The sequence below is a fragment of the Paraburkholderia sp. BR10936 genome (assembly GCF_040965735.1).
Taxonomy (GTDB): domain Bacteria; phylum Pseudomonadota; class Gammaproteobacteria; order Burkholderiales; family Burkholderiaceae; genus Paraburkholderia; species Paraburkholderia nodosa_A.
On sequence record NZ_JBFRCM010000003.1, the window covers coordinates 202,216 to 215,024 of the forward strand.

Consider the following 12,809-nt stretch of genomic DNA (forward strand, 5'->3'; position numbering starts at 1 on the left):
GCTGCGCCGTTTACTTCTTCTTTTTGCTCTTGCCTTTCGACGCTTTCGCGCCCTTCCCGGACTTGTCGTCGTCGGGCGGCGCGAGCATCGTGCCGCGACACTTGCGGGCGCCGCATCGGCATTCGTATTCGCGTTTGAGCTTCTTCGTCTGCTTCGCGTCGATCACGAGGCCGTAGTCGTAGAAAAGCTCCTCGCCTTCAGCGATATCGCGCAGCGCATGAATATAGACGTGTCCTTCGATTTCCTCGGCTTCGCAATTCGGCGCGCACGAATGATTGATCCAGCGCGCGCTGTTGCCCTTCACCTTGCCGTCGATCACGTCGCCGTCGTCCAGCGCGAAATAGAACGTGTGATTCGGTTCGTCAGGATTATGCGGATGACGCCGCAGCGCTTCCTTCCAGGAGATGCGCTCGCCCTTGTATTCGATCAGTCGTTCGCCGGTCGCAATGGGAACCGCCGCAAACACGCCCTTGCCGTGCACGCCCGACTGGCGCACGACGATCCTGCGTTCACTCATTGAATGAATCCTTGTGAAGTACTGGGGGAGACTGTCCCGGTCATGACAGGCGGCGTGGAACCTGTCCCTCCGCGCGCCGCCCGCGGCTCTCTCATGAAGCCGTGCCTGGCGGTCTGCCTGGCCTTGCATCGGCCCTTGCATCCCGGCTCGTCGCGCTCCGTACGCAAACGCGGCGCCGATTGGGCGCCGCGCTCGTGCGACGCCCGGCGCGCCACAGACGGCATCGTACACGCTCGCGCCTCTTTCGTTCAACCCATATGCGCCGTGAGAAACCGCCACGCGCAGCGTGTCTCAGCGCTGGCCGAGCGTCGTCTCGCCGAACAGCTTCTTCAACTCGCGCGGCTGCGAGCGCCAGTATTGCGGCGGCGCGCTCACGCTCGCGCCGAGTTGCGCCGCGGCGTGCCATGGCCAGCGCGGATCGTAGAGCATCGCGCGCGCCATCGCGATCAAGTCGGCCTCGCCGTCTTCGATGATCTGATTGGCCTGCAAGGCGTCGGTGATGAGGCCCACCGCAATCGTCGTCATGCCCGTTTCGGCCTTCACCTTGCGCGCGAACGGCACCTGATAGCCGGGCTCGAGCGCGATCTTCTGCAGCGGCGACACGCCGCCCGACGACACGTCGATCCAGTCCGCGCCGCGCGCCTTGAGCGCCTGCGCGAGGACGACGGTGTCCTCGGGAGTCCAGCCGCCATCGACCCAATCCGTTGCCGAAACGCGCACGCCGATCGGGCGATCGGCAGGAAATTCGGCGCGCACCGCGTCGAACACTTCGAGCGGAAAGCGCATGCGGTTTTCGCGCGAGCCGCCGTATTCGTCGCTGCGCTGGTTCGCGATCGGCGAGAGAAATTGGTGCAGCAAATAGCCGTGCGCCGCGTGGATTTCGAGGGCGTCGATGCCAAGACGCGCAGCGCGGCGCGCCGTGGCCACGAACGCATCGCGCACGCGATTCAGACCCGCGACGTCGAGTGCGAGCGGCGGCGCCTCGCCTTCCTTGTGCGCGAGCGCCGAAGGCGCGTGCGGCAGCCACCCGCCGTCGGCGACCGGAATCAGCTGGCCGCCCTCCCAGGGCACATGACTCGACGCCTTGCGACCCGCGTGCGAGATCTGCATGGCGATGCGGATCGGCGAGTGGCGGCGGATAGCGGCGATCACGGGCTCGAGTGCGGCTTCGGTCACGTCGTCCCACAGGCCGAGACAGCCCGGCGTGATGCGGCCGTCCGGTTCGACGGCCGTCGCTTCGATGCAGAGCATCGCGGCGCCCGAAAGCGCCAGGTGGCCGAGATGGATCATGTGCCAGTCGTTGGCTTCGCCGCGCTCGGCGGAGTACTGGCACATCGGCGAAACGACGATGCGATTGGGGAGCGTCACGCCACGCAGTTCGAGCGGACTGAAGAGCTTGCTCATGGGAGGTCCCCGGACGGTTGGCAGAAGCGTCCGAGAATAGCACGCGCTTTTTTCACGCGTTCGACAAGGCACACGACGCGTGCGCCGGCGCGAAGTGGATCAGGCTCGGTTCAGGCGCGCGTCAGGGTTGGCGCGCGGCCATCTGGGCGTCGACGGCATCGAGCCATTCGCCGAACATGCGGCTCGCCTGCGCTTCGAGGAGCGGCCCGTGGCGCGCCGTGTCGTCGCGCAGCGCGTTCACGTCCACGCCCGCGCCGGCGATTTCGGCGGCATGACCGATCAGCCAGGGCTCGAAGCGGTCGGCGCGCACTTCGGGGTGGCATTGCAGGCCGAGCACGTTATCGCTCCAGGCAAACGCCTGGTTCTCGCAGAGCGGCGTGGAAGCGAGCCGCGTGGCGCCCTGCGGCAGATCGAAGGTATCGCCATGCCAGTGCAGCATGGAGGTCGCCGCGCCGTCGAGGTGCTGCAGCGGCGAGGCGCGGCCGGCGTCGGTGAGCGTGAGCGGCGTCCAGCCGATCTCGGGCTGGGGTCCCGCATACACGCGCGCCCCGAGCACGCGCGCAATGAGCTGCGCGCCGAGGCAGATGCCGAGCGTAGGCAGACCCGCCGCGATGCGCTTTTCGATCATCGCGGCAAGGGAAACGAGGGTGGGATAGCGCGCGTCGTCGCACGCGTTGATCGGTCCACCGAGCACGACCATGAGCGACGCCGACAAGGGATTGAGCGCGCCGACGCGGGCGAAGCCGACATCGACGTAGCGCACGGGGCGGCCGCGGTCGCCGAGCACGCGCTCGAAGCTGCCGAGGTCCTCGAAATAGACATGGCGCACAGCCAATACTTCGCGATTCATCGGCACATTCCCGGGTCGGCTGTGGACGGCATGCACGTCACCGCTTTTTCACGGCGCCTGCGAACGTTTGCGCCAACGGTCGTGACAAAAACTTGTGACAAAAACTTGTGGCAAATACTTGTGGCAAATACTTGTGGCAAATACTTGCGAGAACTACGCAAATTGCCATGCACGCGTTTGATGCACGCAAAGTCCGCACGCCAACGACCGCGCGATGCTTTGCATTACCGTGCATTACATGCGTTGCGCGCGCCGCCCGCATGGGGGCGGCGGCGCAGCTTCGGCCTTAAACCGCGAAGATCTTCCAGTTTTTCTTCTGGGTCGTCACGTCGGCCTGTTCGTAGACCGAGCAATCGAGACGCAGATCCGTGTCAGCCATGTCGATATTCAGGAGCTGGCAGTGATGCGGCGTCTTCTTCGGGTTCTTGCTCGGCTCGAAATGCGAGCAGGTCAGGCACATGCGGTGCTGCGGGCTGGTTTCCTGCGATTCGAGCAGATAAACCGTCTTGAGCAGCGAGCGATACAGCGTGGACTGCTCGTCCGCCTTCAGCGTGCCGACCGCCTTCGACAGGAAGTCGGGCCACTGCGAGGCCTTTTTCGCCGCCGTGCGGCCGCGCGAGGTGAGACGCACCGCGAGCGCGCGGCCGTCGTCGAGCGCACGGCGCTTTTCGACGAGCCCCTTGGTTTCGAGCGTGCTCACCGCATCGCTGGTGGTCGCGGCCGTGAGGGCCGTTTCACGCGCGATCTCGCCGAGGCGCATCGGCCCCTTACGCTGCATCAGCAGCACGAGAATTTCGCCCTGGGTAGGCGTGAGGCCTGCCCCTTCGGCCCAGTCCCACGCCTGGCTCCGCATTGCCGTGCTAAGTCGCAGCAGGCTATGGGTCACCCGCCCGGCTGCCTGCTCTCCGTATACGCCTTCGCTCATAGTCTTTCGCTGGTTATTGGCAGCTTGCGCTGCATCGTCAGCCGCCGCTTTGACCGACGGCCTGTGGGAACGCTGGCGCCCGGTTCCCCGAGCGCCGCACCATCTCAAAAAATCCTGCTTCGCATACGTCATCGTATGCGTTGCACTGTCATGTTTCTTGCCGCAGGCCCCGAAAACATCCTTCAAGTCCCGACGCCAGTGCAGCAAACCGACATTCTATGCGAGAGCGGCAAATCGCACAGCTAACTTATCCAACGTGAATTGTGGATAACCCGTTGATAAGCACGCTATTGCCTTGTGTACAGGTTCCTCGCTGCTCGCCGTCGTCGCCCCGCGACCCATGCAGGTTATCGCGGATTTCTGTCTCGAACGCAACTGGAATCTGCCCGATCGGGCCTAACCAATCATTACGTAGTCCATTGAGTTTGCAGGGAAAACGAAGGTTACCCACAAAGGCCTGGGCTATTTGTCCTTGAATATGGACCATGTCGGGACCCAGGTCAAAAAAATAAGAACCCCCAGGTACCTCGAAGGCGGCAAAAAAATTTTCGTCCAGCTCGAAAAAATTGGCGTGCGGAACCAACGCAACCCTTTTTTGGCCCGCTTTTCACACCCTGCCTGCCGGTTTTCCGGTCCCCCAAAGCACGAAGGGCAGCCCGAAAGCTGCCCTTGCATCCTGTTTTGCCGGCGCGGGGCGTGCTTCCGACACCTCCTGCCCCCCGCAAAAATCGGTCAGTGGTCCTGTCTGTCCGCCGGCTCCCTCTTTTCGATTCCCATCAGGCGCGCCAGCGCAGGCACTGCTGGCGCACCGCTTCATGCAGCGATTTTTCCTCGGCCACCACGCTGCGCAGCCACGTGGCGTCGTTGTTCTGCGCGCGGGCGATCGTGCCGATTTCGGTGAGCGCGCGCGTCGAGCCGAGCACTTCGCCGTGCGGGGCGATCCGGTCCAGCGTTTCGAGGATGTCTTCGGAAATCGTGCGGCGCTCGCCCGTTTGCGGATTCACGCAGGTGCCGGCGAGGCCGAAGCGGCACGCCTGGAATCGGTTGAACGTGTACACGAGGTAGTCGTCCTCGAGCGGCGCGATCGGTCGATCGGTGAGCAGATGGCGCGCGAGCGTCTGGATGTAGCAGGCGATCGCGGCGGCGCGCTCCACCGAAAGCGGCGTATCCATCACGCGCACCTCGATCGTACCGAAACCGGGTTTCGGGCGGATGTCCCAGTAGAAGTCTTTCATGCTGTTGACAACGCCCGTGTGCACCATCTTCGAGAAGTACTCCTTGAACTCCTCCCAGCTCAGCACGAACGGCGCGCGGCCCGACAGCGGAAACGCGAACACGGAATTCAGTCGTGCCGAATGAAATCCGGTGTCCACCCCCTGGACATAGGGCGACGACGCCGAGAGCGCGATGAAATGCGGGATGAAGCGCGAAAGCGAGTGCAGCAGGAAGAGCGCGCTGTCCGCATCCGGGCAGCCGATATGCACGTGCTGGCCGAACACCGTGAACTGCTTCGCCAGGTAGCCGTACAGTTCGGACAGATACTGAAAGCGCGGCGTATCGACGATGCGCCGGTCGCTCCATTGCTGGAACGCGTGGGTACCGCCGCCGCACAGGCCGACGTTGAGACGATCGGCCGCGGCGACGAGCGTGTCGCGAATCTTGCGCAGATCGGCCACAGCCTGCTCGTGATTCGTGCAGATGCCGGTGGAGAGTTCGATCATGCTTTCGGTGATTTCGGGCGTGATGTTGCCCGGAATCTCCTGATCTTTGACGAGGCGCATGAGGTCGCTCCCCGCCTTGGTCAGATCGTAGTCGTGCGTGTTGACGATCTGCATTTCGAGTTCGACGCCGAACGTAAACGGCTTCGAATCGACAAACGTTTCAAGTGACATGGCGTTTCCTGTCGGGGCGTCGCGCGCAAGCCGCCGGCCGCGCGCGCCGCGAGATTCATTTTTCGCCGCGTTCGCCGACGAGCGCGAGCGCGCGATAGACCACCCAGGGGCCGAAGAGCTGCAGCACGACGATCGAGCAAAGAATGATCGCGCGCAGGCGCGGATCGAACGTCGGATAGAGCTCGTAGGTGTCCTCGACGAGCAGCAGCGCGAGTGCCGACATCGGCGTCAAGGCAAGGCCGAGCGCCACACCCTGCTTCCAGTGCAGCCCGCTCGGCTTCGCGAACATCAGCACGCCGACGAGCTTGGCCGCGACACGGGCGACGATCAGCCCCGCCGCCGCCGCGCCGCCCACGAGAATGTCGTGCCACTCGAAGGCGGTGAGCGTGAGCACGAACAGAATCACCGTGAGCAGCCATCCGGCCGTGCCGAAATGCTGCGGCCACAGCTGCGGACGCGGCTCCAGATTCTTCACGATGATGCCCGCGGCAAGCAGGCTCAGGATCGTCGAGAGCTTGAGCAGGTGCGCAATGGCGATCGCCAGCAGCACGAGGCCGAAGAGCGCGACGAACGAGTGCTCGTCCTGCGGGCTCAGCCGGCGGTAAAACAGCGTGCAAGCACGGGCGAGCACGAACGCGAGAATCAGCGAGCCGATCAGCAGATAAAGCGGCTGCAGGATCGTCGCGAACACGTTGCCGTACATCTCCTGATGCAGCCAGGTCGAGGCGAGCTTTTCCACGATCACCGCATACATGCTGTTGAGCGCCGTGAGCGTGAGCAGGCGCTGCGTGACCTGGCCTTCTGCGCGCAGCTCAGTCTTGAGCTGGATCACCATGGCAGGCGACGTCGCCATGGCGATCGCCGACACGACGAGCGCGATCATCGTCGGCACGGAAAGGAACAGCAGCACCGCGAGCACGAGCACGAAGGTGAGCGAGGACTCGGCAAGGCTCGACAGGATGAGCCAGGGATTGCGGCGGATCCAGCGCAGGTCGAGACGGCTGCCCAGTTCGAACAGCAGCAGGCCGAGCGCGACGTCGAGCAGCGGCCGCGCGGCCGTGCCGACATCGGCGTCGATCACGCCGAACCCGGCCGATCCGGCAATGAGCCCGATCACCCCATAGCCCGAGATCCGCGGCAAGCGCCACGCCCGATAACAAAGCTCGCCGCACAAACCGGCGGCGAGCAGCGCGAGCCCGGCCCAGAAAATTCCGTCGAGCTGCAACGGCCAGGCGGGAAAAAACGAAAACGCCGACTTCATCGTGGTGGCTTCTCCTTGGCAACGACATCTTGCGTGGGATCGAATCCGGCTGTCCGACGTTGGATCGACATACGACCGGCTAACAGGCAAGCCGCGTGCCGCACGAGGCGAACGACACCTCTACTCCCCGTCCGTTGTCGGCTTGCTCTGCGCCTGGCGCTGCGCCAATCGATGCAGCCGGCTGGCCCGACGATATGACGATTGGGCGAGCTGGCGCGGATACGCGCTCCCTGCGGCGAGTGCGGACGAACCGTGCGGCAAAACGCTGCGACAAAGCAGCCGGCACATGGCGGTGCGGCGAACAGCCGGTACGGGCGCTTGCGTGTGGTGTGGCTGCGCCCGCGTTGGATGAACGAACGCTGCCGTCTACCCTGAGCACTCAGATTCAGGATGAGGGGCAACCGTTCCTTGGATGCGTCGACCGTCTGCTGCGGCATTTGACGCGGAAAGAACGGCGATTGTGCCATAGCTTTTTTGCAATTGCCCCACCGCATCGAAAGCATCGACAAAGACGGTAATAGCGTCCTCATTGTGCGCTTTTGGCGACGTATGCGGAAAAAATGACCGCCTGGGCGGGCGGCTTCGTCTGGTTTTTCAAGCCCCGGCTGGATGGTTTTTGCCGACAGCGATGGCGCTAGCTTGGGGTTTACTGTTTACCGTATGTATACGTAGTAGAAGTTAACAAGGGCCTGGATTTCCTGTGGATAACCGGGGTTTACTGAAAGGAATCCGGGAGTTGGCGTTCGCACAACCGCGCGCAAAGCATGTGCGGTCCATGCGCACTTCGAAGAGTAACTTTTGGGCCTGGAACGGGGCGTGCTGAGTTACCCCGTTTACGTCCACACCGCTTCCACACTCGATTCGCTGGCAACTCGCGCGGTTATCCACAGATTGGCGTGGATAACCTGGGCGGCGCTTTCCCGTGTGGGGCGATCAAAGACTGCGCTGGCGCAAGGCGCGCTGGAGGAAGCGCGCCGGATCCAGCTGGTCCGCAAGTTCCCGCTCCAGCGGCCAGGGCTCGCCTTCCAGCTGGGACGCGATCAGCTCCGCCCCGAGCCCCGCCCACACGAGCCCGCGCGAGCCAAACGCATACGCGCCGTAGAGGCCGCTTGCGCGCGGCAGGTCGAGCGGCCATGCGCCGGCCAGACGCGGGGCGTCGCGGCGGGCGGCGTCTTCGTCGGCGAGCGGGCCGAGCATCGGCATGCGGTCGCTGGTGACGCAGCGGAACGCCACGCGGCCCGCGAAATCGCGCTCGCCCTCGCGCTGGGCCGCGGCAAGCCCGGGAAGCATGTGCGCGACACGTTCGATGTTCTCGGTATGGCCGGCGGCGCGCAGCGCGTCGTCGGCGTCGTCGACTTCGTAGGTGGCGCCCGCGAGCGTAACGCCGCCGTCGAGCGGCACCGCATAGCCCTCGCCGATCACGGGTACGCGCAGGTTCGCGAGCGGGCTGGGATCGACGAGCGTGAGCTGGCCGCGCACGATGCGGGTGGACGCATGTGCGAGCGCGGCGGCGCGCGAGGCGTCCTGGGCGTTGGCGAAGATCACCGCGGCTGCCTGGGCGACGAGCCGTCCGGCATCGTCGAACACCTGCCATTCACCGGATTCCTGTTCGCCGGCGCGGGCAATGTGACCGATACGCACACCGAAACGTGTCTCGACCTGCGCGCCGGGCAGCGCGGCGGCGAAGGCGCATTGGGCGCGGCAGAGCGTTGCCGGGTCGATTGCGCCGCCCTGCGGATAGAACCACCCGCCCTGATTGAGCGCGACGCCGGCCAGCGCCTGGGCTTGCTCGCGCGTGACGGCGTGCACGAATTCTTCGGGATAGCCGAACGATTCCAGCGCGGCGGCGACGGCGCGCGATTCGTCGTCAGTGGCGAGATGGAGCAAGCCGGCGTGCGAGCGCCTGGGCACGTGGCCGGTGGCTTCGAGCGCGGCCCAGCGTTGCAGCGCGTAGAGAAACCCCGCGCGCGTGATGCGCGACGCGCTGCTGTCGTCACGCGAAATCAGCGGATGAAACACGCCGGCCGGATTGCCCGATGCCTCGAGCGCGGGCGCGGCGTTGCGTTCGATGAGCGTCACACGCCAGCCGCGCACGGCCAGCCGCTCGACGAGCGCGCAGCCGGCGAGTCCCGCTCCCACGACGACGGCGTGCCGCTCGCGCAGCGCAAGCGGCAGCGGCGGCTCGTAGCGGCGCACGCGCCAGCGCGGCGCGAAGCGTCCGACCAGCATCGCCCACTTGCCGTTGAAGCCTTCCACCTTGCGGTATTCGAAGCCGTTTTGCTCCAGCGCGCGCTTGACGTCGCCCGAACTGCTCCAGGTCGCGAAGGTGGCGTCCTCGCCGGCGATGCGCGCGAGCGCCTTGAAAACGACCGGCGACCAGAGTTCGGAATTCTTCGCCGGAGCGAAGCCGTCGAGGTAGATCGCATCGGCGCGCATCCACATTTTGGGAAATACCTCGAGTGCATCGCCGAAAGCGAGCGTGAGCGTGACGCGTCCGCCCTCGAATTCGAGGCGATGGGTGCCCGGCACGAGCATCGGCCAGGCGTTCACGAGTTCGTGCGCGAGCGGCGCTTCGCGTGCGTGTGCAACGACTGCGTCGAGCGCACTTTTCAGGTCGTTGCGCGCGAACGGATGCTTTTCCACCGAAACGAAATGCAGGCGTTCGCAGCGCGCCGGATCGTCGCGCCATGCCGACCACGTGGCGAGAAAGTTCACGCCCATGCCGAAGCCGGTTTCGACCACGGTGAAGATCCGCCTGTCTTGCCAGCGCTGCGGCAACGCGTTGCCTTTCAGAAAGACGGCTTGAGCCTGTGCGAATGCGCCGGCAGTGCTGTGATAAACGTCGCCATAGATGGGCGAAAACGGCGTGCCGTCTTCCCGGAAGGCGAGCGTGGCGGGTGTCAGGGTGGCGGTCATGAGGAACGCGAAGCCAGAGGTGAGGAGAAAACGGACAAGCAGCGCGGCTGGAAAAAGCGTGTGACGAAGGCGGATCGCGTTGCCGCAAACGCTTGCCGGGCCGGCGTTTGCGCGCATGCTGCGTTGGCGCGGCGCAACGCGTGCGGCGGGAAAAACGTCGCAGGCGGGGGGATTTGCGGTGGTGGACACCCCAAAAAGGTCTACAAGCTCCAAAAAACCCGCATTTCCCGCGCGAAATCTTCGAAACCCTTGTCGTTATTGGGTTTGCGCTGCGCTATCATAGCAAGCGCCGCCCAGGGAAGCGGCAGCACGGACGTTGCGGCATCAGACACACGCTAGTCGCCGCAACGCGAAAACGCCGGGGTGCTCCGGGTCCGTCGCTGCTCGACGGCGCGGCACGCGTCCGTATAATCGGCGCGTTCGCGCTGTTCGTGTCAACCTAAACACAGAAAGGAACTTCTCAATGAATAAACAGGAACTGATCGACGCCGTCGCAGCACAGACGGGCGCTAGCAAGGCACAAACCGGCGAGACGCTGGACACGCTCCTCGAAGTGGTCAAGAAGGCTGTGTCGAAAGGTGATGCGGTTCAGCTGATCGGCTTCGGCAGCTTCGGTTCGGGCAAGCGCGCAGCCCGTACGGGCCGTAACCCGAAGACCGGCGAAACCATCAAGATTCCCGCTGCCAAGACCGTCAAGTTCACGGCTGGCAAGGCGTTCAAGGACGCCGTCAACAAGCGCTAAGGCATTGCCGCTTTAAGTTGACACCCGCCCCTGGCGGGTTTTTTTTCGCCTGCGAGGTGCATGCATCGCTGGCGAAAAAGCAAACGGCGCCGCATTTTTGCGGCGCCGTTGTTCGTTGAGCGCGTCGTTCCGGTCAGGCGGGACGGTGGACGATCTCGTCGTGATCGCCGTGATCATGATCGTGATCGTGATCGTCGTCGTCGAGCTCCCACGACGGGAACGGGTCGGCGTAGCCCAGCCAGGCTTCGGGGCCTGCCGCGTATTCCGCATCAGTGAGAAGGCAGGCATCGAGCTTCGCGCGCCATGCGTCGCGCTCGAGATCCACGCCGATCATCACCAGCTCCTGACGGCGATCGCCGACGCTCGGGTCGTCGAGATCGCCTTGCCAGTCGGCGGCGATTTCCTTTTCGAGTTCGGCGTCCTGCGGCCATTCCTCGCGCGGCAGCGCCGCCCACCACGTGCCAGCGGGACCGTGACGACACACGCCGCCCGCCTGCGAGAGCGTGCCCGTCACGTCGTTGCGCGTGGCGAGCCAGAAGAAACCCTTCGAGCGCAGCACACCCTTCCATTCCTGGTTGAGCAGCGCCCAGAAGCGCTCGGGATGAAACGGGCGGCGTGCGCGATACACGAAGTTGCTGATGCCGTATTCATCGGCTTCGCTGCGCGACGTAGGCGTATGCGCCGGATCGTGGCAATGCGCCGGGTCATCGCAATGGTCATGGTCGTGCAGCGAGGCGAGCCAGCCCGGCGCGCTCGATGCCGCATCGAAATCGAAGCGGCCGGTGTTGATCACCTCCTCGAGCGGCACGTTGCCGAAGCGGCTCACCACCTGCACCGCGCGCGGATTGATGCGCGCGAGAATGTGCTGCAGGCGTGCGAGTTCGTCGTCGCTCACGAGGTCGGCCTTGTTGAGCACGAGCACATCGCAGAACTCCACCTGATCGACGAGCAGTTCGACGATCGCGCGGTCGTCTTCCTCGCTCGCTGCCACGCCGCGCTGCGCAAGCTGGTCGGCGCTCGCGTAGTCGCGCAGGAAGTTGAATGCGTCGACGACGGTGACCATCGTGTCGAGACGCGCGAATTCATCGAGCGCGATGCCGTCGTCGCCGGCGAACGTGAAGGTTTCCGCGATCGGCATGGGCTCGGCCACGCCGGTCGATTCGATCACGATGGCGTCGAAGCGCTGGCCGGCGCGAGCCGGATCGGCGAGGCGCTGGATCTCGGTGAGCAGGTCGTCGCGCAGCGTGCAGCAAATGCAGCCGTTCGACAATTCGACCACGCGCTCTTCCACGCGCGAGAGTGCCGAGGCGTCACGCACGAGCGCGGCGTCGATGTTCACCGAGGCGAGGTCGTTGACGATCACCGCCACGCGCAGGCCTGCGCGGTTCGACAGGATATGGTTGAGCAGCGTGGTCTTGCCCGCGCCCAGAAAACCCGAGAGCACGGTGACGGGCAGTGGCGGCTGGTTCATCGCAGTTTGGTGCAGAAAGTGAGTCGGGAGGCGCGCCGCGCGAAAGGATCGAAATCCTCGTAAGGGTGCGGCGTCAGCCAGCATTTTGCACCATGCGCGCGCGCCACGCAGGGCACGCGTGCCGCCGCATTCAGGGCGCGAGCATGCTGTGAGCGCTCAGCACGCGCTCAAGCGCGCTATTGCATGAGATGCCACTTGCGCAGAATGTCTGCGATCTGCTGCGCGTAGAGGTCGCGCAGCGTCGGCGTTTCGGAATGGTAAGCGCCGACGGCAGCCCACGTGTTGCCGTACTTGTTCATCTTCTGGCGCAGATGCCACGCGGCGATATAGACGTTCTTGCACGGCTCCATGAGCGTGCTTTGCGAAATGCCGTACTGCGAGAGCACGGGCAGATGCACCGAATTGATCTGCATGACGCCGTAGTCGATCGAACCGTTCGCATTCCTGTGTACTGCGTCGGGACGGTTGTGCGACTCCTGCCACGCAATGGCGCGCAGGATCAGCGGATTGACCTTCTGGTAGCGCGCGGCCTCGTCGAAACAATCCGCGTGCGCGAGCGTGCTGACGCTCGCGGTGACGAGCACCACGGCGGCGGCAAGCGTAGCGGACCAGACGTTAGGCATGGCGACTCGCGCGGAAACTGACAAAAGGGCAAGCAAAAGACAAGCAAAAGGACAAGCCCGGAGACGAACGGCACAGCCTGCAGAATGACGCAATCTCTCGCGAGCCGGTCTGATTTCTGGCGCGCAATGCGGGAATTCCCACATAAAGACAGGGGGAAACGCGCGTTGGCCATCCTTCGGGCCGCTCGTATGATACCGGTCACTGATG

10 protein-coding genes are annotated in these 12,809 nt (G+C 64.6%); 1 reads left to right on the plus strand and 9 read right to left on the minus strand.

Annotated elements, in window-relative coordinates; translation table 11 throughout:
- Nucleotides 1-10 precede the first annotated feature (10 nt).
- From AB4Y36_RS07425 to mnmC, 7 genes are all read right to left on the minus strand, one after another.
- Complete coding sequence (locus AB4Y36_RS07425) at nucleotides 11-517, minus strand: SET domain-containing protein (RefSeq protein WP_069264486.1); 507 nt, start codon at nucleotides 515-517, stop codon at nucleotides 11-13.
- A 291-nt stretch (nucleotides 518-808) separates the two neighbouring features.
- On the minus strand, nucleotides 809-1,921 hold the full coding sequence (locus AB4Y36_RS07430) for an NADH:flavin oxidoreductase/NADH oxidase (RefSeq protein ID WP_069264488.1): 1,113 nt from the start codon (nucleotides 1,919-1,921) through the stop codon (nucleotides 809-811).
- A gap of 121 nt (nucleotides 1,922-2,042) precedes the next feature.
- Nucleotides 2,043-2,771, minus strand: coding sequence for a glutamine amidotransferase (locus tag AB4Y36_RS07435; protein ID WP_368682647.1), 729 nt, complete (start codon nucleotides 2,769-2,771; stop codon nucleotides 2,043-2,045).
- A 286-nt stretch (nucleotides 2,772-3,057) separates the two neighbouring features.
- Complete coding sequence (locus AB4Y36_RS07440; RefSeq protein WP_069264492.1) at nucleotides 3,058-3,696, minus strand: MarR family winged helix-turn-helix transcriptional regulator; 639 nt, start codon at nucleotides 3,694-3,696, stop codon at nucleotides 3,058-3,060.
- Nucleotides 3,697-4,472: 776 nt separating this feature from the next.
- Entirely contained in the window at nucleotides 4,473-5,588 is a 1,116-nt protein-coding gene (locus AB4Y36_RS07445) for a YbdK family carboxylate-amine ligase (RefSeq protein ID WP_069264494.1), read from the minus strand.
- A gap of 55 nt (nucleotides 5,589-5,643) precedes the next feature.
- Nucleotides 5,644-6,849, minus strand: a complete 1,206-nt coding sequence (locus tag AB4Y36_RS07450; RefSeq protein WP_069264496.1) for a cation:proton antiporter — start codon at nucleotides 6,847-6,849, stop codon at nucleotides 5,644-5,646.
- 933 nt (nucleotides 6,850-7,782) lie between these two features.
- On the minus strand, nucleotides 7,783-9,765 hold the full coding sequence (mnmC, locus tag AB4Y36_RS07455) for a bifunctional tRNA (5-methylaminomethyl-2-thiouridine)(34)-methyltransferase MnmD/FAD-dependent 5-carboxymethylaminomethyl-2-thiouridine(34) oxidoreductase MnmC (protein ID WP_368682648.1): 1,983 nt from the start codon (nucleotides 9,763-9,765) through the stop codon (nucleotides 7,783-7,785).
- A gap of 463 nt (nucleotides 9,766-10,228) precedes the next feature.
- Between mnmC and AB4Y36_RS07460 the strand changes: the two genes are divergently transcribed.
- Entirely contained in the window at nucleotides 10,229-10,507 is a 279-nt protein-coding gene (locus tag AB4Y36_RS07460) for an HU family DNA-binding protein (RefSeq protein ID WP_027815965.1), read from the plus strand.
- 133 nt (nucleotides 10,508-10,640) lie between these two features.
- Here the strand turns inward: AB4Y36_RS07460 and AB4Y36_RS07465 are convergent, their stop codons facing one another.
- Both AB4Y36_RS07465 and AB4Y36_RS07470 read right to left on the minus strand, forming a co-directional pair.
- Nucleotides 10,641-11,978: a GTP-binding protein gene (locus tag AB4Y36_RS07465; protein WP_368682649.1), complete on the minus strand. Its 1,338-nt coding sequence runs from the start codon at nucleotides 11,976-11,978 to the stop codon at nucleotides 10,641-10,643.
- A 176-nt stretch (nucleotides 11,979-12,154) separates the two neighbouring features.
- Nucleotides 12,155-12,601, minus strand: coding sequence for a lytic transglycosylase domain-containing protein (locus AB4Y36_RS07470; protein WP_069264500.1), 447 nt, complete (start codon nucleotides 12,599-12,601; stop codon nucleotides 12,155-12,157).
- Nucleotides 12,602-12,809 lie beyond the last annotated feature (208 nt).

Coding starts and splice junctions, on each gene's coding strand:
- AB4Y36_RS07460 (WP_027815965.1), top strand. CDS start 10,229: ATGAATAAACAGGAACTGATCGACGCCGTCGCAGCACAGACGGGCGCT.
- AB4Y36_RS07445 (WP_069264494.1), bottom strand. CDS start 5,588: ATGTCACTTGAAACGTTTGTCGATTCGAAGCCGTTTACGTTCGGCGTC.
- AB4Y36_RS07470 (WP_069264500.1), bottom strand. CDS start 12,601: ATGCCTAACGTCTGGTCCGCTACGCTTGCCGCCGCCGTGGTGCTCGTC.
- AB4Y36_RS07435 (WP_368682647.1), bottom strand. CDS start 2,771: ATGAATCGCGAAGTATTGGCTGTGCGCCATGTCTATTTCGAGGACCTC.
- mnmC (WP_368682648.1), bottom strand. CDS start 9,765: ATGACCGCCACCCTGACACCCGCCACGCTCGCCTTCCGGGAAGACGGC.
- AB4Y36_RS07430 (WP_069264488.1), bottom strand. CDS start 1,921: ATGAGCAAGCTCTTCAGTCCGCTCGAACTGCGTGGCGTGACGCTCCCC.
- AB4Y36_RS07450 (WP_069264496.1), bottom strand. CDS start 6,849: ATGAAGTCGGCGTTTTCGTTTTTTCCCGCCTGGCCGTTGCAGCTCGAC.
- AB4Y36_RS07465 (WP_368682649.1), bottom strand. CDS start 11,978: ATGAACCAGCCGCCACTGCCCGTCACCGTGCTCTCGGGTTTTCTGGGC.
- AB4Y36_RS07440 (WP_069264492.1), bottom strand. CDS start 3,696: ATGAGCGAAGGCGTATACGGAGAGCAGGCAGCCGGGCGGGTGACCCAT.
- AB4Y36_RS07425 (WP_069264486.1), bottom strand. CDS start 517: ATGAGTGAACGCAGGATCGTCGTGCGCCAGTCGGGCGTGCACGGCAAG.